The following is a 25,770-nucleotide window of genomic DNA, read 5'->3' as shown; positions in this document are numbered from 1 at the left end:
AGATTTTCAAATCTAAAGGAAATTGCTGATTTTATCAAACATCAACTTTTATATGCAAAAGATAAGCTACATTGGATTAATAAGTTTGAAAAGTTAGTTTCAGTAAATGAATTTCTGTTTGAAAAAGGAAGAAATAAAACTCGTTTAATGAAAATTTATACTTCAACAGAAATAATTCGATTAGGTTTATATAAACCAATAGAGATTAAAGACGAGGACAGACCAGCACCGAGATACATCAATGCAGATTTAGAAGAACGCTATTTTTCGTTTTATAAAACGCAGAAAAATTTAGAACAGATGGAAGATTATTGCGATCAAATCTTTTTCTTAACCAATGAGAAATACGAATACGAACAAGCTAACATTCATTTTATCAATCCAAAGCTTCCAGAATATTCAGAGCAATGCAACAAGAAAATTGAACATTTACAACACATTAGAAGATTAAAGGAAGAATTACAAGTAGTTAAAGAAGAAAAATGCAATTACAACAAATTACAATTCAATGGAAACGTAAATCAACTGGTTGATATATTTTATCAAATGTCCAGAGAACTTTTTGTAGATGGAAAACCATTTTTAGATGGAAATCTCAATGATATCGCAAAAGTAATTGTGTCCAATTTTGTTGATAAAGATGGAAACGAATTAAGCCTAAAAACCGTTCGAACAATTTTAACTCCATCACGAGAAGATAAACGACCAAACATAAATAAGCGAATAGATATAGATAAATTGCTTTAAAGCATTCAATCCTAACTTACTCAGTTAGGATTTTTTTTGCTCAAAAAGGTCTTATTCAAAAAATAGCAAGTCTTTAACCAATCATAGATAAACAGTTAGTTTCAAAATTATTTTGGTCTTATAAGACCAACTTAAGACCTGGCGACTTTTTTTTCTGTACTTCATTTGTTCCATAATCTTAAAACAAGAAAGAAAATGGAAGCAATCATTTTAACAAAGGAACAATACGATGCGATCGTATTCCAATTAGAAGAAATCACTAAAAAATTAAACAAAGCATTAGCAGCTAAACAAGAAACATTTATGGATAACCAAGAGTTTCTAATGCTAATGAAAATTTCAAAACGTACAGCTCAAACGTGGAGAGATGAAGGAAAGGTTTCATTCTGTCAAGTAGGCAACAAAATCTACTACAAAATGTCTGATGTCGAAAAGTTATTGAACGAACACTACAACAAATCATTCTCTAACAAACGCTAAAAATTAGAGTATCGGCATCTAAATCAAATTGGCATTACAATTCGCAGACGAGCGTCAATCCATTGAGAGAAGCGCAAAAATGTTTACCGACCATCGGGAATGATTTAATTCATTCCCGAAGTGAAAAGGATTTTTAGCCTAAACGGATTTATAGCCTTGACTTTTTTGTTTCGTTTTTGTGTCAAGACAAAAATGAAAGTAAAGAACAATTCATTTTACTTTTTACATAATACATAATACAACAAAATATGAAATTCACCCTATTCCAAAACTTCAACGAGGTAATAAACACCATACCAGTTGAGCAAATCGTAACAGAAATCAAAGAAGGAACATACAAAAGTCAAATTTTGTATTTGCGTAAATCCTTAGAACAAGGTAAAATGGAACCATACGAAAAAGCAAAGAAATCATTACTAGCTTTTACACCAAGTGCAACATTCAAAGGAGGTAGAAAATTAGACTACCTCCAACATTACAATCAAATAATCGTACTGGATATTGATAAAGTTGAGAAAAATAAGCTTGCCGAAATCAAACTAAAAGCGACAGAATTAAGTACAACATTTGTTGCATTTATCAGTCCATCAAACAACGGATTAAAGCTATTCATCAAGGTTTCAACCAATCAAGACGAACACAAAAACACGTACAACATTATCAAAGAATTTTACGAAAAAGAGTTAGAAATCGAAATCGATAAATCCGGAAAAGACATTACACGTTTATGTTTTTACTCCTTTGATCCAGAAATCTATTTCAACTCAAACGCAGAAGTTTTTTCTTGTCATTCTGAACAAAATTGTCATTTCGAGCTTGTCGAGACATCTAATTCAGTTAGTCATCCTGAACTTGTTTCAGGATCTCATAACACGAATAAATCTAATATCTCAAATCTCAATACTACAGATCTATTATACGATCATTGCGTCAGATTCACAAAACAGAAAATGGATTACGCTGAAGGAAACCGAAATAACTTTGTACATCAATTAGCGTGTAACCTAAACCGAAAAGGAATCAGTTATGCAGAAGCATTAGGCTTCATTTTATCCGATTACAATTACAACGAAATCGAAGTAATGAATGCTGTCAAAAGTGCGTACAACAATACACACGAATTCGGTACTGATAAAGAGTATAAAAGCCCTAAAAAAAAGGAAACTACTAAGCCTAAAAATAGTACAACAAACGAGGAAGAAGTCGATGATGACGAAGAAAAACCTGCTGCCATAGAACGCTTAGAAATGTTCCTAAATAAAAGGTACAACTTTAGGTACAACATTGTAACAGGAAAGTTGGAATACAAAAAGGTTCGCAACCAAATGTATAAGCCAATTACCGACTTTGTAGAAAATTCAATATTAAGAGAAGTATTAAAAGCTAAAGTAAAATGCAGTATTCAAGGATTACGCTATTTGTTGATGTCGGATTATGTCGAACAATTCGATCCATTCAAAGAATATTTTTCAACTTTACCAGAAATAAATCAAGAGATTGATTACATCACCGAATTAGCCAATACAATCACAACAACTCAACAAGATTTATGGATAGAATGCTTCAAAAAATGGTTTGTCGCAATGGTGGCTTGTGTTCTAAATGAAAAAATCATCAATCAAACCGTTATCGTTTTCAGTGGAAAACAAGGAATAGGAAAAACAACATGGATGGAAAAGTTAGTTCCTAAAACATTAAAAGAGTATCTGTTTTCAGGTACAATCAATCCCAACAACAAAGATACCTTAATTCATTTGGCAGAATGTATGCTCATCAACTTAGACGAATTAGAAAACCTAAACAAAACAGAAATCGGATCATTAAAAGAAATCATTACAAAATCCCATATCAGAATGAGAAAAGCTTACGGACACAACAACGAAACATTACCACGCAGAGCATCATTTGCAGGTTCGGTAAATACCGCTCAATTCTTAAATGATACAACAGGTTCGAGAAGATTCTTATGTTTTGAAGTTGAACACATCGAATATCATCACAGCGTAAATCTCGATAACTGTTATAAACAAGCATTACATCTAATCGAAGAAGGATTTAGGTATTGGTTCAACAACGAAGAGATTAAAAATATCAACCAAAATAATGAGCAATACCAAATCAAATCCCCAGAAGAAGAATTGCTATTAACGTGGTTCGAAAAAGCCGACAGAGAAACTGCAACTGCTTTTCTTAATACGACACAAATAGCCACACGATTGGCTTATTTCGGGAATATAGCAGTGAATAATTCATCCATTAATCAATTAGGAAAAGCATTAAGGAAATTAGGATTTTTAAGAATTGTAAAAAGTAATAATTACGTTTACTGTGTGCGTGAGAAAGAATATGATGAAGTTCAAAAAGAAAACAAAATTTCGGATGAGTAAGTTAGTTAGATATTGATTAAAGTATGTGAAATATTTAGGTAGAAATTTTCATCTAATTGCACTTTAATTTATTGTTTTGAAAGGAGTAAGTAATGTAACCACTTTTTAGGGTAAAAAGAAAATTGTAAAATCTGCAAAATAAAAAACTATCCTCATTGGCTAATAGCAACGCAAAGGAGAACGTTAAGTTCTCCTTTTTGTTTCACATTCTTCGTTTAAATCACTTTTCTCAAAACATCAAATAAACAAAAATACTTTTTTGTTGAAATTTACTTACATAGGTTACTAAATTCTATAATTCAAACAAAATGATAATTAATTAAGGGGTTACCCATTTGACCTCTATTATTGATTTAGGAGTATTTTATATCCTTTTAATTATTATTTATTTAAATTTATTGCAAGAAATACAACTAATTATTATTGGTTGAAATCTTATATTTATAAATTAGCTTATTAAAACTACCTAACAAATTATAAAATATGGCACTTAAACCGATTAAATTACACGGAGAACAAAAACGTGTATTATTTTTAAATGTAAAAGAACCCGTTCAAATAAAAGGAGTTGCAGGTAGTGGTAAAACAACTGTAGCATTATATCGTGCAAAACATTTAGTAGATACACAATCAAATCTATTTCAAGAAGCTAAAGTGGCTATCTTTACATATAATAAAACTTTAGTAAAATATATTGAAGCTATTAGACCTTTTATTTCTAGTGGCTATCAACCATACTCAGATGAAATTATTCAAACTAAGCCTCCTGGGTTAAATGTTAACGTTTATAACTTTCATAGTTGGGCTTATCAGTTTTTGAAAGCAAATGGTTTAGTTTTATACAATAAATTGATTAAATCTAATGAGCAGAATCTTATACTTAGCAAACTTAAAAACAAACACTTAGTTGTTGATTCTAAGTTGTTTAATAAAAATAATGATTTTTATATTGAAGAATTCTCGTGGATAAAGGGGAAATTATTTGATCATAGAGAGAAATATATTGAAGCTAAACGTACTGGTAGAGGAACAACGGATCGTATTACTAAAGAAGATAAGGAATTGATTTGGAATATCTATGAAGAGTATATCCATTACCAAAAAGAAAATGATAAAGTAGATTTTGATGATTATGCTCTTTTATGTTTAAAAATAATTGATTCTAATCCTAACTTCATACCACCATTTACACATATAATTGTAGATGAAGCACAAGACTTAAATAAGGCACAAATTCTAGTCATAACTAAATTAGTTTCTGAGGAAACGAAGAGTATTTCTATTATTGCCGATGCAGCTCAACGCATTTACAAAAGTGGTTTTACTTGGGCAGAGATTGGTTTTGATTTTAGAGGTAGATCAATCGCCTTTAAGAAGAATTATAGAAATACTAAATCAATAGCAGATGCAGCTAAATCTCTTTTAGATAAAGAACAAGATAAAACAGATTTCACAGATATAGAATCAGCTCGTGATGAAGATATAAATATAAAACCTATCATAGGTAATTTTAATAATTACGACGAACAAAATATATACTTGATTCAAGAGTTAAATAATATTAGAAAAAATGAAAATCTAAATTCTACAGTTATATTACATCGTACAAGACAAGGGCTTAAAGAAATTGAATTTTTATTGAATAACAATAATATTCCATGCGAAATATTAAATAACTCTTATGGAATTGATTTTTTATCAGATAAAGTGAAAATTTGTACACTTTCTTCAGTCAAAGGTTTAGAATTTGATAATGTTTTTATTGTAGATGTGAATGATGATGTAATTCCTTATCCTCCTGGTTTTAACGAACCTGATGATGAATTTCATATATCAACAGAAAGACGCTTGTTATATACAGCTATGACTAGAGCTAGGGAAAAACTGTATATTTTATCGAGCGATAATCCTTCAAGATATTTAAATGAAATAGATGTCGATTTAGTTGACTACGTAAATGATACAAAAATATTATATAGATTTTGATTAATTTAAAACCTAATTACATTGATTTTAAAAAAGAAATTAATGAGAGAGAAATTGAATATTTAATTCATTTTACTCCTGTTATTAATCTTTTGAGTATGTTCGAGCAAGAAAAAATACTTTCAAGAGCTTTATTAGAACAATATGATGTATATCAAACGGATATTTTAGATTTTATCGAATTTACAGATGAAATAAGATTTGATGATAAAAATTATATAAATACCTCAATTTCTCACCCTAATTCATATTTATTAAAAAAATTTAGAGAAAAAACAGCAGATGAACCTCATATCTATTGGTGTATTTTAAAAATTAATCCTAAATTTATTTATAAAGACTCTACTCTTTTTAGTGTTACAAATGCTGCTAATAGTTACAATAAAAATATAACTAAAGTAACAGGTGATATTGATAAATTTAGAATGTTATTTGACAATGAAATTAAGGTTGTAACATCATATAATTCAAGGATTATTATTAGAGATAAATTAAAAAATAAATATCCTACAGATGAGCAAGCAGAAGTTTTAATTGCTAATGAAATTCCAATTAGTGATATAATCGAAGTTTGCTTTGAAAATGAAGAGGATATGGCAAGTGCTAAAGCAGCATTAGCTGAGTTTAATACAGATAATTTTAAAGTTGATAATTTACTCTTTTCAAATAACAGAAACTAATGGATAATCTTAAATCAAAATATATTGCTAGTATTAAACTTTCTGCTATGGCAGATGCTTTAGGTTGGATTACAGAATTTGAAAAAAGTGAAGTTGATCTAATTAAAAAGTATGATACAAATAGAATCACAAAATTTCATCCATGGTCTAAAAATGTAGGCGGACGTTTTTATGGTTATGTTGATTATATAAAAGAAGGTTCTTATTCAGATGATACGCAATTAATGCTAGCTGTTGCCAGATCTATAAATTCTTCTGCAGATGTAGATCAAGTATTTTTTGCAAAAAATGAATTACCAAATTGGTTATATTATGCAAGAGGAGGTGGTCGTACAATTAAACAAGCAGCAGATAAAATACAAAGAAAATCGGCTAATTGGTATTCAAACTTTTATACTTATAGTATAAAAGATCAAAAAGTTGATTATAGAGATACTGGTGCGAATGGTGCCGCAATGCGTGTACTTCCTATAGCTTTAGCTAATTTCAAAAATGAAGAGAATATAAAAGCAAATATATTTTCTAATTCAATTATTACGCATGGTCATCCAAGAGCTTTATTAGGTGCAATGCTTTATGGAGTAGTTATAAATCGTTTTTTATCAGCTGATCCGAATAATTTTGAGTTTAAAAATGTCTTAACTGAAATTGGTTCAAATTTTAATGAAACATTTAATTTATCTTTTTTAAATTCTGTTGAATTATTAAAATGGGAAGAAGAGTGGAATAAATCTAGTGATATTTCTTTCAGAGATACTTATGATGAAATTTGTGCAGAAACTCAAGAATATTTAAGAGTAGTATTTAAAAGTTTAAATAAAGATGTAACTGTATATGAAACATTAGATAAATTAGGATGTTTTGCAAATCAAACAAAAGGTTCGGGGACTTCAACAGTTATAGGAGGGTTATATTTAGCTTTAAAATTTGTAAATAATCCTGAGGAAGGTATTTTACAAGCTGTTAATGCATTGGGGACAGATACTGATAGTATAGCTGCATTCACAGGTTCATTATTAGGTGCTTTACATGGAGAAAAAATAATTCCAAATAAATGGAATAATGTTCAAGATGTAACTTATTTAGAAGGCATCGCAGAAAAACTATATTTAATTAACAAAAAGAAATTCAAAGATAAAGAAGATTTTTTATTAGCTCCAGTTCTTAAATCAGCGAATAAACCTAAAACAGATAATTTCCAAATTAATGAAGAGATAGAATTTTCACCTCTTGGGAAAGGAAAAATTATTGAAATTGATAGACAGAAAACTTTAACTAAAGGAAAGTATAATTTAATTCTTTCGATTAATTTAGATATAGGACAATCCATCATTGTAACTTATATTTTCGATGAAAATGAAGATACTACTTATTTGAAAGATTCAATTAAATCCGATGAGTTCAATGATCTTTTAGTTCTAGCTAAATCCAAATTAAAACCATTCGCATATAAAGATTTGGAAGTATTTTTAAAAAATAATAATTCCAATGATATTTTAAATATTTTCAAAACAATTATAGAGAATAAAGCATGAAAAGGAGAACCATTGGTTCTCCTTATTGCGTTACTATCTTCGTTTGAAACAGTTTTTTCAAAACTTTAAAAAAACAAAAAAATGTTTTTGCCGAAATTTGGTTACTTTGGTTACTTTTTATTTTGTAAATGTTAAAACGTTCATTATATTTGAATGTTCATTGTCAGTGAACGTATTTAAATGTTGAACAATATGTATAGAGATAATGATTATATCTACGAAGCAATTACTTCATTAGAAGATTCTTCTAAGCTTACTATAGAGTTTTATAGTAATCGTGGAGAATACGATGGTATTGTAGATATCGAGGGAGAACAGTTTTATATGTTTGCTAAAAAAGATGCAAGGTTAATTCATGCAAATCTTATTGTCAATGAGATTATAAATCATCCGAATTATAAAACAACTAAAAATTACATCGTTGTTTCAGATTTTATAGCAAACGAATCAAAAGAAGTTTTTAAAAACAACAAAATAAATTATTTAGATACTTCGGGTAATGCTTTTATTTTCTCAAAGAAGCTAAGGGTATTAATAGAGGGTAGAAAGAAAAGCAAAAATGAGGTAAATAATTCTAGTGCTAAGATTTTTCAAGAAGCTGGCATCAAATTAATTTATGTATTACTAACCAATCCAGAGGCAAGCAAATGCTCTCTAAGGGAACTGGCAGCAAACGCAGGTATTGCATTGGGATCTGTAAGTAATATCATGAAAGAATTAGAAGAAGCAGATTTTATTATTAAAACATCAAAAGAACGTAAGCTCAAAAATAGAGAAGAATTACTTCAAAAGTGGGTAGCAGCTTACAATGAAGTGTTGAAACCAAAACTTTTCCGAAAAGCCTACCAAATAAAAAATACTAATGATTTAGTGATGAACAGTTCTAATTCATCATTTCAAATAGGTGGAGAATTAGCAGCAGCTGAAATAACAAATTATCTTATACCTAAAGAATATGAAATTTATTATTCGGATGACTTAATAGACTTCTCAAAACAATTCAAATTAATTCCAGATACAAACGGCAACCTTAAAATTTACAATAAATTTTGGGTAGATGAAACAGATATCAATAACAATCGAATAGTTTCAAAATTATTGATCTATGCAGATTTAATGGGAACTAATAATGATCGTAACCGTGAAACTGCTCAAATGATTTTAGAGAATGGAATATAAAATAGACAGTTCAAAAATTAGTCATCCTTTAATCAAACCGATTTTAGAAGATTTAATTCCATTCTTTCAAGAAAAGGAGATTAAGTTTTTTATCATTGGGGCAACAGCACGTGATATCATTTTGGAACTGAATAATGAACAAGCAGGAAGAGCAACACGTGATTTGGATATTGCAATTGCAATAGAAAATTGGGATAAATATGCAGAAATTGAAAAAGATTTGGTAAAACTAGAAAATTTTGAAAAAGATCTGCATCAAAAACAACGATTTATCTATCAGAAAACCTACGAAATTGATTTAGTACCCTATGGTGCAATTATGCAACAAGATGATAAAATCTATTGGCCACCTGACCAAGATACAGCGATGAATGTTTTAGGTTTTAAGGAAGCTGAAAAACAGATAATCAAGGTAAATATAGACGATCAATTAGAAATCAAAGTGGTTAATCTAGCCTCTATCTTTTTATTAAAATTAGTGGCTTGGACAGACCGTAACAGTACGAGTTCTAAAGATGCAGATGATATGGGATTTATTCTAACCAATTATTTGTCAATAAATGAAGATAGAGCAATTGAAGAATTTTATGACGAGATATACACCATTGAGCCTTTTGATACCATTGTTGCAGCGGGAGCTTTAATGGGAATTGATCTTATCAATATGATTAAAGATAGCCCTGCAACACATGAATTTTTAGTAAAGGTGATCGATCAAGAAATAGAATTAGATACTGAGAGTAAATTATTCAATCAAATTATCGAGACCAATAAAACAATAAGTTTTGATCAAATTAGTCAAGCTTTTATACAATTAAAACAAAGAATAACACAATAACCATCCAATGGAAACGCAAGAGATCATCTTAGAAGACAATCAATTAATTTGTATTCTAACCGAAAATATTAAGAAGGCTTCTTCTCAAGAACAAAACATACAATCTATCATTCGTATGTTAAACGAAGAGTATGGATTCGAAATGGCAGATATGGCACGTGATTTTAACATTGTGTACGTAGAGCCAGATACAGGAAAAAATAAAAAGCAAAAATTAGAAGTGGTTGTTTTCGAAAAAGGAACAGACCATGTACAAGAAAACATCATTCGTATTGCAGTAGTACAAGACGAAAAAATCAAAGAAAACGACAAAAAGAAAGGGGTAACACCAACTTTAGAAAATGCTTTAGGTGCAGTTGAAAATTGTGAATTTGGCTTATGGACCAATGGGCAAGACATCAAATATTTACAACGTGAATATGATGTATTTGATAACGAAAACTTCATCGACTTGGCCGATTTCCCAGGAGAAGGTGAAACTATAGAAGATATGGATCGTGCCGATCGTTCGCACGCACGTAAACCTGCTAACGATTCGCTTATCAAAGTCTTCAAACGTTCACACGATTACATTTACGGAAACGAAGGGCGCAAAAAAGATGCCTTTTGGCAATTACTGTACCTTATTTTCTGTAAGTTATACGATGAAAAACGTCGTTTCTTAGCTTACGAATCAGGAGAATCTTACCGTCGTAAATTCTGGGTAGGGGTTAAAGAACAAAACACAGACGAAGGACGTAAGCAAGTAGCAGAACGTATCAAAAGCATCTTCAAAGAATTAAAACAATCAGGAACTTTCTCGGATGTATTCGATGGAAACGAAGCCATCGACTTAACAGATAAAGGCGTAGCATTTATTGCTGGAGAATTAGCCAAATACAACTTCTTAGATGCCACTGTCGATGTAAAAGGTATGGCGTACGAAACCATTGTAAGCAACACCTTAAAACAAGAAGCAGGACAATTCTTTACACCGCGTAACATTGTAAAAGCAATGGTAGAAATGTTAGATCCAAGCGAAAATACACGTGTGTTAGATCCAGCGTGTGGATCGGGTGGATTCTTAGTCATGGTGTTAGACCACGTACGAAAAAAAATAGCCAAAGATTTATATCCTGAGTTAGATGGTGTTTTATTAGCAGATAAATTCAATACCTATGAAGTGAACGAACGTGTTCGTGAATACGCGGAAACCAATATTTTTGGATTTGATTTTGATCCTGATTTAAAGAAAGCGGCGCGTATGAATATGGTAATGGCGGGAGATGGTCACGCAAATATTTTCCACGTCAACTCATTGGCCTATCCACAATGGGAGCATCCAGAAGAAATTGCTAAAATTAAATCAGCGATCGATACCAGTGTCGAACGTATGCAAGACATCATCGAGAATTACACCTCAGATGCACGTGGCAAGTTTGATATGATTTTTACCAATCCTCCATTCGGAGCCAAAGTAAAAGTAGATGCAGAGATTGCTGAAAAATACGACTTATCTAAATATTCAGATGCACCAGAGGTCTTATTTATCGAAGCCTGCTACAACCTATTAAAACCAGGCGGTAAAATGGCAATTGTATTGCCTGATGGTATTTTGGGGAATCCTAATACGTTGCCTGTACGCGAGTGGATTTTAGAAAACTTTAAAATCTTAGCTTCTGTCGATTTAGCTGTAGAAGCCTTCTTACCACAAGTTGGGGTACAAGCGTCTTTATTGTTTTTAGAAAAGAAAACCGATTTACAACGCAACATTGCCAACGAAGGCAGCGAAGATTACGATGTATTTATGGCAATTGCCGAAAAATTAGGGAAAGACCGCCGTGGAAACCCAATTTATGTGCGCGACGAAGACGGAGCCGAAATCTTATTCCCAACCACGACAGAATATGTGGTGAAGGACAAAGAAGAAAACGCTATCGTAAAAGCACGTACCGAAAAACTAAGAAAGTTAGACGACGATTTACCGATGATTGTGGAAGCCTATTATGAATTTTTAAAATAGCAGATATCTTATGATTCAAAATAAAGTAAAATCTAAGCTAATCTTTACTGAAAAGAGATTTAATGCTGGCTATTTTTTAAATGAGGATGCTCTTAACAGTTTTAAGTTAGAAATTAATCCACAAAATTGTATTGCATTATCTGAATTAGCAAATGTCTTTAATCCTCCTATTTTCAAAAGACAATTTTGTCAGCCATCAGAAAGAGCTATTAATTATTGCCAAAGTTCTGATGTTACAAATGCTTTAGAAGGAAGTGATGTTTATATAAATAAAAAGCAAGCTGAAAAAGTTGGTTCGGTTGTAAAAAAGAATCAAATTTTAGTGACCGGCTTCGGTACAATAGGAAATACAAGATTAGTAAATGAATTATCAGAGGGGATTTGTTATGCTAATAATGTATGTAGAATAGAAAGTAATGGGAAATTTCCTTACGGTTATCTATATGCGTTTATGACTTCTAAATTTGGAAGATCACAATTAAATAAAAATGCATCTGGTTCTGTGGTTCGATATATTGAGGCTCCAGGTATTAAAAGAACTTTAGTCCCAATCCTACCCGAAGAAAAACAACAACAAATCCATCAATTAATTGTGGACAGCGCCAACCTACGTGTAGAAGCCAATAAGTTGTTGAAAGAGGCGGTGGAGTTGATTGAAAGAAATTTAGATGTTAAAATTACTAAACCAATTAATAAATTTAATAGTAAGAAAGTAAATATTAAAAGTCTTTTTGATTCAGATCAAAAGAGGCTTGATTCTCCTGTTTATATAACAGATACATCTAATTATTTAAAAAGTAATAATAAATTTTTATCAATAAACGAATTAGGATTTAATGTTTATAGACCTGGAATTTTTAAGAGAATCAAGGTTGATAAGGCTAATGGAATACCTTATATTAAAGGATCTGATTTAAATAAAAACAATCCTTTTAATAATTGTGAGTTTTTATCAAAAACCAAAACTCCTTTTATGAATGAAATGATATTAAAAGAAGATCAGATTTTATTTACATGTGCAGGCTCTATTGGTGATGTTAAATTAATAACAAAAGAATTTGTAGATAATCCTGCGATTGGTTCTCAAGATATAATTAGAATAGAGAATAAGAATAATTCAATACCTATTGAATTTTTGTTTGCATATTTAAAAACAAAATTTTCATTTGATTATATTCAATCTATAAAATACGGTTCTGTAATTGAAAGAGTTGAGCCTTTTCATGTAGAATCAATTCCAATCCAAAATTTATCAGATGATATTATTATAAAAGTTAAGGATATAATAGAAAATTATAAACACGCTTTTTATACTTCATTTAAAAAAGAAAACCAAGCAATAAATCTAATCGAAAAAGAAATTGATGCATGGCAATAGTTAAAAAACCCTCTTACTTTGACGGCCAGGTTAACGTCGGAGAAGAAAAGCTACTAAAATTCTTAGAAGTCAATTTACCAGACGACTTCTATCTGATACCCAATATCGAGTTGGTTTCAACCAATCCACATAACAACCAAACACAGTATTGGGAGTACGACTTAGTGGTCGTGGCTCCCCATGCCGTGTTCAATATAGAAAATAAAGATTGGCGTGGCCGCATCGAAGGCGACGAAACCAACTGGTACCTAAACGATCATCCACGTAAAAATCCATTACGTACCAATCGTCAAAAAACCGCAATTCTACACAGTAAATTCAAAGAAGTAGATCCGTATTGGGGGCAAGTAAGAGTAATCAATATGCTTACATTGTCTTACGACAATGTATTAGACCGTTACTTAACCCCAGAAGACGAAAAATTAACGTTCGATTTAGATAAAAGACTAATTAATTTTCTTACGGATGCATCAGAAGTCAACAAAGCAGAAGATGCCATAGCAGATATTCAGCATAAAATTGTTGACTATTTAACAGGGCAACAAAACAAAAAACGTGTAGAAGAAAAAACACAAATATTTGAGTACGAAATTGTAAAGATTTTAGATCAAACCAATTTCTATACAGAGTATTTAATCAAATACCCAGGAGCTTCTTCTACCTTTCGTGTAGCCAAAGAATTTGCATTACAAGTGGCTGGTTTATCACCTATGGATTTAAAAAATCGTGAAGACAAAATCCGTAACCAATACAATGCTTTAAAAAATCTGAATGGAAAACCATTTATTTTAAATGTAGATTTTCGTTTCGATCCAGAAAACCATTTGTTCTACGAAATCTCCGATTTCTTAACCGATCGTTCCTTACGAGCAGAAGCAAGAATCAAAACCTTTACATTCAATGAAAAGGTACAGTTTCTAAAAAACATTATGGTGGCTTTACGTTCTGCACACGAGCAGAACATTTATCACCGCGACATTAGCCCAGATAACATTTACTTAAATTCTGGTTTTGCCTATTTAGCGAACTTTGGTAAATCCTATTTCTTTGAGCACGAAGAAGAAGGTTATACCGTAATGCCAAGTATTACCGAGCAAAATGTAACGCCTTACCAACCTCTTGAATTAACAGTGGGTGATGTATCGGCGGTTACGGATATTTATGCTTTAGGAGTATTAGCGTACTGGTTGTTTTTAGAAAAAGAACCATTCAAATCGCCATACGAGTTAAATCAATTAGGAGGTCATCTACCAAAGCATTTAATGCCTACAACCATCAATCCGCATTTACCACAATGGATTGATGAGTTCATCAATAAAACCATTCAGACCAATGAAATGGATCGTGAAGCACAAATCGAGAATTTATATGAATTTATCGAAGAGGCCACGAATCTACATACTAAAGGATTTAACGGGCATCAAGAACCTGCATCGATCCCAGTAGCTGTTCCTTTCGACGAGCTAAAAGAAGGGGACGACATAGGCGATTATATCATTTACAAAACATTAGGAAAAGGCGGGTATTCGCGTGTATTTAAAGTAATGCACAAATTACAAGGCGAATATTCTACCTTAAAGATGTTTAACGAAAGTGTGAATGTCAATTCGGTAATCGATGAGTTTAAAGCATTAGAACAAGTTCATCATCCCAATATCGTGAAGTTCAAATGGAACGGAACAACCTTCTCTGGGCAATTCTATACCTTAATGGAATATTTAGAAGGAGATAATTTAGGCGTGTATTCACGTACAGAAGCTAAATTACCAATCCATCAGGTATATAATGTAGCCAAAGATATTCTATCGGCTTTAGTGGAAATGCAAAAAGTGAATCCTCCAATTATACACAGAGATATTAAACCACAGAATATCATATGGGACAAAGGAGAACGTTTTGTATTAATCGACTTTAATGTGGCTACTGCAATTGACAATAACCAAGATTATGTAGGGACTAATCCATATTTAGCACAAGATTTAATTTACGATGGATACAGAGTAAAATGGGACTTAACAGCCGATTTATTTTCGTTAGGGGTTACTTTATACGAGTTATTGACGAAAAAATACCCATGGACACCAAGTAAGTTACCATTGATTCATGCGCAACCAAAAGATCCAAAAGAATTTGAACCAAATGTTTCAAGAGCTTTTGCAGATTTCATTTTAAAGGCAATTAAAACCAATAAAGAAACACGTTTCCATAATGCAGCGGAAATGTTAGAAGAGTTATTGCGCATAGAAAATGATATTTTAGAATTATCGGAAGATACAGGCGAAATGAGCAACCGTGCGCATTTATACCAAACACAAATTTCGATTCGTCAATCAAGTAACGGGTTTAATGTGAAGTTGTACAATAAAAACACAACTTATATTGATTTACATGAATCCATTCAAAATGTATTAAATCGTTTCAAAGAAAACTTAACCAAATACAAATCGTCACTCGATTTAGGGAAACCAATCAAATTGGTCGTAAAAGTAGACGATGAATATATTATAAACGAAGTATTTTGGCAAGGGGGGGCGAAATCATTTACCGAAGGTAATGTAGAGCGTATTTACCAAGCTTTAACAGAACTTTTTGATAAAAACAAAGAGGAACTTAAAGTTAAAAAGATAAATACAGAAGGAGTAAATATGGTTGATTACCTAAACTCCTTGTACTCGCAATCCAAATACGGAAATTTCGGTACGCGTGTCAATCTTAATGGAAATACATTAGATAACGATACATATACGTCTACAAAACTGGACCGTAAATTAATTCCAGCCATTGTAGATGGAAAATACAAATTAGTCATCATCACAGGGAATGCTGGAGATGGAAAAACTGCATTTGTCAAAAAGATTGAACAAAATGCCAATGTCAAAGAGTTAACTCATTTCGAGCACAACAACGGCGCACAGTTTAGAATCAATGGCGTAAAATACGAAAGTAATTATGATGGTTCTCAAGATGAAAAAGGGTTTGAAAACAATGATGTATTAGATAAGTTCTTTAGTCCTTTCGAAAATTTACAGAACTATAACAAAGCTTCGGAAGGAAGGATTATAGCCATCAACGAAGGACGTTTAGTGGAGTTCTTAACGACTTCAGAAAAGCACAAAGGTTTGGCCTATGCGATCGAGAATTATTTCTACGAAGAAGGCTATTCGCAATTACCAGAGGGGGTATTAGTCATCAATCTAAACTTGCGTTCGGTCGTTGCACAAGACGAAAACGAAGAATCCTTATTCAAAAAACAAATCCGTGCATTAACCCACAAACAATTATGGACGAAATGTGAAGGGTGTGAGTTTGCTCATCACTGTTTTATCAAGTACAATGTAGATTCATTCAATGATTCTGCCGCTGGTCCAGAGATTATCAATCGTTTAGAATGGTTAATCAGAACGGTAAGTCTAAAAAGAGAGTTGCACATCACCATGCGTGATTTAAGATCTTTCATTGCATTTATCATCACCCGTGACTATGCTTGCGAAGACTTAAAATCAATCCCTCGTCTAACAGAACAAGATATTGTAAATTATTGGAATTTATATTATTTCAATATTTCTAACCCTAAAATTCAAGACTCTGGTAATAGTGATCGCTTAATTAAACTAATTCGTGAAACAGATATTGGTGAAGTGGCTATTCCTAAATTAGATCGTCAATTATTCTTTAGTCCACATAGGCTAAAAGATTATCTAATCTTTGGAGAAAGAGAGAACAATCTATTGGAGGAATTTAATGAACAAAAAGCATTAAGCCCAGTGCATCAACAAAATACAGAAACAATTGCTTTAACCAAAGAAAAACACAAATCATTTGTACGCCATCAATATTTTGAAGGAAACATCAATTTTGATGAAATAAAACACAAAGAGCAAATTCAGCTAAAACCAACATTTCTAAATAGAATTCCATACCAATCTATTTTTGAATTTGTACAAAGCATCAAGGCATCCGATAATTTAGAGGAATTAAAAGTTTCGCTTTCAAAAGCTATTTCTATAAACGAAGGTGCGAACAATAACAAAATTGCTGAAAAGTATTTGATATTATCATCCAATGATATAAAAGATCCATACGGTAAAGCATTTAAATTATTGCCATTACAAGATTTTGAGTTAATAATATACGATACAAGTCATTTAACAAAATACTTGGAGTACGAAACAGATGCATTAATATTTAGAAATAAGAAAATGCCGAATATTGCTTTAACCATTTCATTAGATTTATATGAGATGTTATACTTTATTCACAAAGGATTTAGTCCTTCATTAAATGATATGAAAGGGAAATTCATTGAATTGATCGTATTCAAAAACTTATTAGAAAATTTGAATTACAACGAAGTGGTAGTTACCGCTAATAATAAAGATTTCTTCAAAATAAGTAAATCAGTTGAAAATAAAATTGAAATCAATCCTTTAGTAGTATAGATATGGCAATTAAATTAAGTAAAAACGAAGGTGTTTTCAGAAATGAATTAATTCTAACTTCTGACGCCAAAGTAACCAATATAGATAACACATTGGTGAATCTTTTTATGCTATTAAAACATAATGGGATTCGACCTAAACAACGCGCAGCTAAAAATCAATCCTTAGAAGTAGACATAGATAAAATCATACATTATTTTAAAGCATTGGAAGATCAAGGATACTTTAGGGGAATTAGTGAAAACAGACAGGCAGTTGAAATTTGGATTAGACAAAACTTAGCAAATTTAGTGAATAGAGGAAATTTAGAGAAAGAAAAAATTTCGTCATTAAAGCCGATTCATTTAGAAAGTTATAGATTTAGAAATGCCAAAAATACACGTGATTATTTCAGTGCAGATCAAGTGTATCTAATGCTCGGACAAAAACCAGCAATTAAAGAAGAATTAAAAAAATATTTAGTGCAAGGATGGGATCCTCAAACTAACGAGTTTCTACAAGGGAATAACTTAGATGTGGATAGTTTAGGAATTCTTCATTTAATTAAAAATATAAGTGTAGGGTTATTTCCAAGTAACACGTCTTTAAATCAAATTAAACCTTTATTGCCAAAACAGGCAGAGTTATTTTGTGAGGATATCCATCGACTATTGGTATATAAAGAGATTATTCCTCGTTCGGTTTTAATTGAATACATCAAAACCATTACGTCATTTCACTTAGCTTTATATAGTTTCAAGGTAATTAATTATTTACCTAAAATGATAGATCAAAATTCTATTGAAGTGGAGGATGATTGGAAAGTAGTGGTAGATGTAACCGATAATTTTGAAAGTAAAATTTCGCAATTCGCTATTAAAGATGCCGAAATAAACTACAATGCACTCTATAATTACATTAAAGCTGGGTTTCAGATTAATACGATCATAAATGCATTTAGTTTAGATAAAACGAAATCCTCGAGCTTAGAGCAAGCAATAAACAAATTGAATAATGAAAGTACGTTAGTAGAAGCAACTTTAACGGCTTTTTGGAGTATGTTGAGAAACAACCAAACTGTTGAAGATAATGAGTTATTAGATGATATGGTAAAATACGAAACTACTTCATTTGATAAGTATGTAGAAGCTTTAATGAAAGTGAAAGGACCGTATCAGTTAAAGTATTATCCTCAGTTTTTAGATAGTATTTCTCAAAAGAACAACGACCGTGGATTTTTAGCACAAGGACGAAGTAAAAAACATCCTAGACGTTTTGTTTTAGGTACCCGTTTATTAGAAGCTTTAGTGCAAATTCAGGTACTTCATTTAGATGAAGATAAATTTATTACCAAAAATGTATCGATTGAAGATTTAATGGAAAATCTAAAAAATCGTTACGGTTTAGTAATTAATGGATTGAATGAAGAGGAATACCGTAATGCAGACGTAAACACAAACTTGGCATTCAAAGAAAATGTAGAAGCCTTTAAATCCAAATTAAGACAAATTGGGTTTTACAACGACATGAGTGATGCCTATATTTTACAAAAGGTTAGACCTAGATACGAACTGAAATAGCCAACAATGATGACAACAACTCAAAACTATACATACTATAATTATATTGTAGACATTATTCTACAACAATTCCAGCATGAATTTGCCGAAGCGAAACCTGGGCATTGTATGAAAATTACAGGTTTGGCAGATGAGCAATTATTTATTTTGCTAGATAAAATAAGAACCCACTATCCTAAGATGGATAGCTTTATTATTAATGATGCCGAAGTGGGGAATCAATACATTTCTGCAACTAAATTAATTGAGTTAAGAAACAATCAATCCAAGCCAATTTTAATTTTAATTCCTTCAAATTCAAGAACAGCTGCGGAAGATTCTTATGGTAATGCAACCTTCAAAGATTTACAATTAGAAAATATTGATCGTATTCTAGTGGATCAATTACTGAAAAAAATCCCTGAAGAGAAGAAAAAAAGCATACAAACCATTGTTGAAATATTCAATATCAATAAAAATAATAATCCTGCTTTAGCCAAATATTTAATCTTACTTGAAGAGAATAATTATGATGATAAAGCAATTGGAGAGTATTTATTTTTAATTGGTGGATTACCAGACCATAAATTATTAGAAGATCCTTCAGTTGCGCGTGGAAGATTGGTTTTAAATCAAAAGAGCCTTAATATATTAGCTTCTTTTAATAAGTCAATCTACGAACGTGTGGATAGTTTAGAAATTGAAAAAGATTCCATTCAAAAAGAGTTAATCCAATTCTTTAGAGAAGAAAAAAATATTGCCAATAAAGCGGATATTGTTGAGACCATTTTCAATAAATATCCAAATTTATGTTTTGGAAATTGGAAAATTCCAAAGCTAGATTTTGACAATCTTAACCTAGAAGTAATAAATATCTCATCTCCTAATTTTGTAATGGAGGATGGCATAAAAGTTTTAAAAGCCAATGAAGGGACAAATGTTAAAGTAAAAGTACAATTTACAACCACGCCTCCACCAAATCAGGTGGAAAGTTTACATGGTTTTAGAATCGTGTTAATGGAAGCAGATGGAGGGGCTGGTCAAGAAATTACAACGTTAAGAAAATTAAAAAACTCGAAAGCAGCATCTATTTATCGTTCGGCAGAAATCGAAATTAATTCCAATACAACAGAAGAAATGACCTATTTCTTCAAAGTATATGCGGAAGATGAACACGGAAATATTCTAAATGCTAAAGACGATTTTGCAAGTGACACCATTCAAAAAGTCTGGGAAGAACAAGGGAAAACTCCAGAGGCTAAAGCTGATCTAAACTTTAAATTAAAGTCTGATTCAGAAGATTTTTATTTTGCAATTGATGAAGCTGAAGAGGATTTAAAAAATATCCGTAAGGATAAATTAAATAACGTTACGCAAGCGCATTTTAAATTCAATTTAGATAATTTAAAAAATGGAATTGAAGCCGATTTTCCTATTCCTGCAGAAAGTGCTAATAGCTGGTTAAACGATGAAAAACCAAAATTAAATTCAACTTTTTATATCAATTATGGTGTAAAGTTCAATTACCAAATCATTATATCTTCTAAATTAAGATATTTAGAAAATGAATTGTTAAAACAAGAAGGTAGTTTTGGACATTTATACGCAAAATTGAATCCTAATTTCAGTGCGCTTAATTTCGATGGATGTGAGTTTAGATTATCGCCTTTAAATGAAGTCGTACCTAAAAAAGTTAAAGAGGCACGTAGTAAGTTGTTTAAAGCGATAAAAGAATCAAACGAAACAGAAAATGGTATTGTTGAAACAGTAAATTTAGTTGAATTAAAAGAAGAGATCAAAACATACTTAGAGGCTTATAATAAGTGGATTAAAGAGTTAAATAATAAAATTAATAAATCAATTGAACAAGAAGATAAGGAGCAATTAAAGTCCTTATATGCGGATATTCAATTTTTAGATTTAATAAAAGTAAAAACGCTATTACCAACAAAAGAATCTATTGAAATTCTTTTATTATCACCATTACATCCGTTAAGATTAAGTTGGATGTTAGAGTTAATCGAGCGTTTTGAATTTTGGTACAAAGAAACACTGATCTATAAAGATCATGACAAAGAATGGTCTGCGTTGCAAAATTTGTTCTTAGGCGATTTAATCCCTTCGAATAATCCCTTCGTTTTTGCTGATCCTAAATCATTTGACAATTACGAATATCTAGGTGAAATTGCTTTTGGATGGGGAATTTATGTCAACGAAGCAAATAAAGGAAAAGACGATTCATTAGCACCTAAAACATACCAAATCAAACAGTATGTAGCGAATTTGTTGAACATTCCAAATGGGAATGAAGTAGATACAAATGTAAGTAAAAGTTTAATCATTAAACACCTTAAAAATTACTTACAACAGCATCCTTATGTTGACAAATTAGTGTTAAACTTATTTAATGTGGGGGATGCAAATAAGTTTGCGGAAGCGTTTATTGATATTATTAAGATTAAAGAATACGTTGATATAAAATTTGAGGTCAGATTATTCGTAGCGAAAAATAATATCATTGAACCTGGTGATGCGTTAAAGGATTTGATAAACCCTGAAAGAAACGTATCTGAAGAGGCTGAAGCTTTCTCACAAGCATCAATCAATCGTTTGTTTCCTAAACTTAGATTTTCAATCAATAACATTGAAGATTTCTTAGCGAATCCAAGTGTTTTTAATGCACATGTAAGTTTTATTGTTAATCCTTTTTCTCCAAAAATTACGCTTACTAAACCTGTATTTAAAACTAAAAATGAGTTTTTAAATGGGTTGATTTTTCAATCGAATACCGATGGTAGTTTCGATGAAATAACGAATGGGTTCAAATGGGTAAACTATCAAAACATAGCCAAAGAAAAAGAGAAAGTAATCAATACTACATTTGCGAATATTCAAGAGAATATTGCAGCTACTTTAGCAGCGCATCAAACCGATGCCATTCCTGCTATTGAATTAAATCTTTCCAATAGAGACAATGTTCTTTTAAGCAATTTACATGAATTTTCGGATTGGGTTATTACATTTGATAAGTTCTTAGGTCCTCAAATTTTTGATCAACCGTCAGAAGATAACAAGATTCCTTTTTTACTTGACTATATTCCTGGGGAAGAAATTTCGGGTATTTCGTCTTATCTGACAACAAAACCGAATGAAGAAATTTATAGTTTAATCGCACCTCATTTTGAAAAATTTAATGTAGATATTGAAAGGGAAGAAGATAAAATTTCTATACAAAATATCCTTGAAGATGTTCGTGCGTTAAGCAGCTCTTTAATTTTACAATTGAATTCGTCTAAGAATAGAGCATTTGAAGTAATCGGGTCTGCATTCTCTAAACGTGTCTTAGATAAAAAGCATTTGTTGAAAAACGCATTTATTATTCCTATTGATTTACACCAAAACCTATTCAATGAATTAGAGACTAATTCTAAAAGTAGAGCGGATAATTTATTCATTAGAATAGATCCAAAATCAAGAGAAATTAATTGTTCAGTTTTAGAAATCAAGTGCCGTACATATTTAAATGTACAAGAAAGAGAGGATTTAAAACTGAAAATGTTGGAGCAAATTGACAATACAATTTTTGCTTTAAAATCACATTTTGACCCAAATAATTTTAAAACAAAAGATCGTTTAGATCGTGAGATAAAAAACAAAGAATTTAAAAATCTTCTAGAGTTTTACATCGAAAGAGCTTTTCGATACAATACCTTAGAAGAAAATTCATACAGGGCTTATTTGGATTTTATTCAAACGCTTGATAGTGGATTTACAATTAAATTCAATAGGCTAGGGTTTATTTTCGATTTTTCTTTTGATCAAAAGCATTTAAAACAAGTTTTTGATGATAATACTACCATTTTTACCTTTGGTGAAGGGTTAATTAAAGATATTTTAGATCCTAATTCTGATTTGAATACATTAAGATTAGAAGACTCTAAATTAAAAGAAGAATTAATTAAATCGTTAGATTATAACGATAAATTAAAACAATTCGTTGGGAAATACAAGGCGAAACTTAAGGCGAAAGAAAACGATACGCAAGAAGAGGTAGAGATTGCGCAGGAAGGTAAAGATGACAAAGAAATAGATATTCCTACAACTACAGAAACTCCTTCTAGCTCTAATCCTGAACCAATGGTTCAGATAGAAACTACTGAGAAAGGGTTGGTTTACGAGAAAGCTGTGACAGCAGCGCAAAATGTAGCTGAGGAACAAGTTGAATATGCTATTCCTAAATACGATATTTTAATTGGAAAATCATCAGATTCTTCTCAATTTGGTATGTTAGGAACTTCTATTCATAATAAAAAAATTGCTATTGACTTATCTGAAACTAATACCATCAGTTTATTTGGAGTGCAAGGTGGTGGTAAAAGTTATACCATTGGAACATTATCTGAAATGGTATTAAAACAAGTAAATAATATCAATAAATTAAGTCATCCATTAGCTGGAGTAATTTTCCATTACAGTGAAAGCATGGATTATGAACCTGAGTTTACTTCAATGATTTATCCTAATGATGTAGAACGTGAAACAGCGATTTTAAAAGAAAGATATGGGGCTGAACCTAATAACATTGAAGATGTTATTCTTTTAACGCCATTTGATAAAGTGGAAGAACGTAGAATTGAATTTCCTTCAATAGAAGTAAGACCAATTGGATTTAATTCGAAAGAATTAAATGTACAAGATTGGATGTTTTTATTAGGGGCAATAGGAAATGAATCTTCTTACATCAAGCAGTTAAAAGCGATTATGAAAGAAATGCGTCGTAACATTACGCTTGAAGGACTAAAGCAAAGTGTTGAGGATTCGTTATTATTATCAAACGCTCAGAAAGCTTTAGCAAGACAACGTCTATCTTTTGCACAAGAATACATTAACGATGAGTTTTTCTTAAAAGATGCGATTAAACCAGGTCGTTTGGTAATTGTAGATCTTAGAGATGAATTTATTGAAAAGGATGAAGCTTTAGGTTTATTCGTCATAATGTTAAATATTTTCTCTGGTGTAAAAGAAATTGAAGGACATTCATTTAATAAGTTCATTGTTTTTGATGAAGCGCATAAGTACATGGACAATAAAGATTTAACGAATAATATTGTAACTGCTATTCGTGAAATGCGTCATAAAGGAGTAAGTATTATGATTGCGAGTCAGGATCCACCAAGTTTACCTAATGAAATAATTGAGTTAAGTTCGGTTGTCTTAGTACATAAATTCAATTCACCGCAGTGGTTAAAACATATTCAAAAGTCGATTACCCAATTAAGTGCTTTAACGCCTAATGATATGAGTATGCTAAAACCTGGGGAAGGTTTCTTATGGGCTTCAAAAGCTACAGAAAATGCAATAACAAATCAGCCTCAAAAAATTAGTACACGACCAAGGTTTTCTAAACATGGTGGGGCTACATTAAAAGCAGATAGATAAATGAAATATATCACCTATTCACACATAGGAAAAAGAAAAAGTAATGAAGATGCAGTTCTTGTAAAAGAGCTGCATACAAATTCCTTATTCGCTATAATTGCGGATGGCATGGGTGGTTATGAATATGGAGAACAAGCAGCAGAACTGATAATTGAAAACTTGCTCACATATTTTAGTGCATTAAATAATAATTCGTATGCTAAAAATGATATTGAGAATGCCATTAAAAAAGCAAATTTAGCAGTAAAACATTTCAATGATAAAATGGCTGTTAAATCTGGTGCAACAATAGCTGGTGTAATCATAAACAATGAAATAACAAAAATATTTTGGATAGGAGATGTTCAAGTTGATTTATTTAAAGGGAATGATTTAGTTTATAAGACAGATCCTCATACTTTAATACAAGATTTGAAAAAACAATTAGAAGTAGTCCCTATTGAAATGATTCAAAAATACAATCATATCGTAACGAGAAGTATTTCAGGTAAACGTGAGATTATTGATTTCGGATATCAAGAATTCAAAAATACAGATTTTGATACGTTGATTATTTCAAGTGATGGGGTACATAATTGCATCAACACTTCTCAATTATTAGAGTTAGAATTAACTGAAATTAACAATTACTTATCGCTAAATGCGACGGATAATAATTCATATATTAAAATAATACGTTATCAAACCCAAAACACTACATCTAATCGTTATTGATAAGTCATAAACATACGCCTATTTGTAAAGCACTAAAGTGTACAGGGCAACAACAAAAAAGCAACTGCGGTTAATTTCCAGTTTGCTTATCACAAAATAAACTCAACGGATATGCCCCAAAAAGTGATAAACTATTTGGGGCTTTTTTTATACCCAATCACTGCATTTTACTTTTTACAATCAAACTCATCTGCCAACAAAAGCAAAAAAACTCAAAACTCATCACTCAAAACTCACAACTCGACCCCAGCCGCCCCACCAAAGCTAAGTTACATAACATGGCATTATAGTCGCCTAGCGGGCTTCGGGGACAAGCCCACTATAATCATATTATGTAAAATAGCCCCTTCCTTTACCTGTCCGAAGCAGAGAGTATCTCATGTCGTTTTTTGCCCTTGTTGAAGTAGCAGTATTGCCTCAATCATTTT

14 protein-coding genes are annotated in these 25,770 nt (G+C 31.2%); all 14 read left to right on the top strand.

Annotated features, from left to right (window positions below; translation table 11 throughout):
- The coding region (locus B4E59_RS12595) for a hypothetical protein (protein WP_291053297.1) at positions 1 to 747 on the top strand (747 nt) is incomplete at its 5' end.
- A gap of 195 nt (positions 748 to 942) precedes the next feature.
- A complete protein-coding gene (locus B4E59_RS12590) occupies positions 943 to 1,227 on the top strand; it encodes a helix-turn-helix domain-containing protein (protein WP_038335637.1) in 285 nt (94 codons plus the stop codon).
- A gap of 248 nt (positions 1,228 to 1,475) precedes the next feature.
- On the top strand, positions 1,476 to 3,614 hold the full coding sequence (locus B4E59_RS12585) for a VapE domain-containing protein (RefSeq protein WP_291053294.1): 2,139 nt from the start codon (positions 1,476 to 1,478) through the stop codon (positions 3,612 to 3,614).
- 483 nt (positions 3,615 to 4,097) lie between these two features.
- Entirely contained in the window at positions 4,098 to 5,600 is a 1,503-nt protein-coding gene (locus B4E59_RS12580) for a UvrD-helicase domain-containing protein (RefSeq protein WP_291053291.1), read from the top strand.
- Positions 5,597 to 6,280 (top strand): DarT ssDNA thymidine ADP-ribosyltransferase family protein, encoded by a 684-nt coding sequence (locus tag B4E59_RS12575; RefSeq protein ID WP_257468275.1) that lies wholly within the window; start codon positions 5,597 to 5,599, stop codon positions 6,278 to 6,280. The genes B4E59_RS12580 and B4E59_RS12575 overlap by 4 nt, the downstream gene beginning before the upstream one ends.
- Positions 6,280 to 7,815 carry an ADP-ribosylglycohydrolase family protein gene (locus tag B4E59_RS12570; RefSeq protein ID WP_291053287.1) on the top strand — a complete coding sequence of 512 codons (1,536 nt, stop codon included), beginning with the start codon at positions 6,280 to 6,282 and terminating at the stop codon, positions 7,813 to 7,815. The genes B4E59_RS12575 and B4E59_RS12570 overlap by 1 nt, the downstream gene beginning before the upstream one ends.
- A gap of 192 nt (positions 7,816 to 8,007) precedes the next feature.
- Positions 8,008 to 8,994, top strand: a complete 987-nt coding sequence (locus B4E59_RS12565; RefSeq protein WP_291053284.1) for a type IV toxin-antitoxin system AbiEi family antitoxin — start codon at positions 8,008 to 8,010, stop codon at positions 8,992 to 8,994.
- Positions 8,984 to 9,832, top strand: a complete 849-nt coding sequence (locus B4E59_RS12560; protein WP_291053281.1) for a nucleotidyl transferase AbiEii/AbiGii toxin family protein — start codon at positions 8,984 to 8,986, stop codon at positions 9,830 to 9,832. Before B4E59_RS12565 ends, B4E59_RS12560 begins: the two co-directional genes overlap by 11 nt.
- Positions 9,833 to 9,839: 7 nt before the next feature.
- Positions 9,840 to 11,834, top strand: coding sequence for a methylation-associated defense system DNA methyltransferase MAD2 (gene mads2 / locus B4E59_RS12555; protein WP_291053278.1), 1,995 nt, complete (start codon positions 9,840 to 9,842; stop codon positions 11,832 to 11,834).
- 10 nt (positions 11,835 to 11,844) lie between these two features.
- Positions 11,845 to 13,212: a restriction endonuclease subunit S gene (locus tag B4E59_RS12550; protein ID WP_291053275.1), complete on the top strand. Its 1,368-nt coding sequence runs from the start codon at positions 11,845 to 11,847 to the stop codon at positions 13,210 to 13,212.
- Positions 13,203 to 17,651, top strand: a complete 4,449-nt coding sequence (gene mads6 / locus B4E59_RS12545; RefSeq protein ID WP_291053272.1) for a methylation-associated defense system protein kinase MAD6 — start codon at positions 13,203 to 13,205, stop codon at positions 17,649 to 17,651. The genes B4E59_RS12550 and mads6 overlap by 10 nt, the downstream gene beginning before the upstream one ends.
- A gap of 2 nt (positions 17,652 to 17,653) precedes the next feature.
- Positions 17,654 to 19,210, top strand: coding sequence for a methylation-associated defense system protein MAD7 (mads7, locus tag B4E59_RS12540; protein ID WP_291053269.1), 1,557 nt, complete (start codon positions 17,654 to 17,656; stop codon positions 19,208 to 19,210).
- 6 nt (positions 19,211 to 19,216) lie between these two features.
- Positions 19,217 to 24,628: a methylation-associated defense system ATP-binding protein MAD8 gene (mads8, locus tag B4E59_RS12535; protein WP_291053266.1), complete on the top strand. Its 5,412-nt coding sequence runs from the start codon at positions 19,217 to 19,219 to the stop codon at positions 24,626 to 24,628.
- Entirely contained in the window at positions 24,629 to 25,342 is a 714-nt protein-coding gene (locus B4E59_RS12530; RefSeq protein ID WP_291053263.1) for a protein phosphatase 2C domain-containing protein, read from the top strand. It begins immediately after the preceding gene.
- Positions 25,343 to 25,770 lie beyond the last annotated feature (428 nt).

Source organism: Empedobacter sp. UBA2044 (genome assembly GCF_002333005.1).
Lineage (GTDB): Bacteria > Bacteroidota > Bacteroidia > Flavobacteriales > Weeksellaceae > Empedobacter > Empedobacter falsenii_B.
The sequence above is the reverse complement of the archived record's forward strand: the minus strand, read 5'-3'. Positions and strand labels throughout refer to the sequence as shown.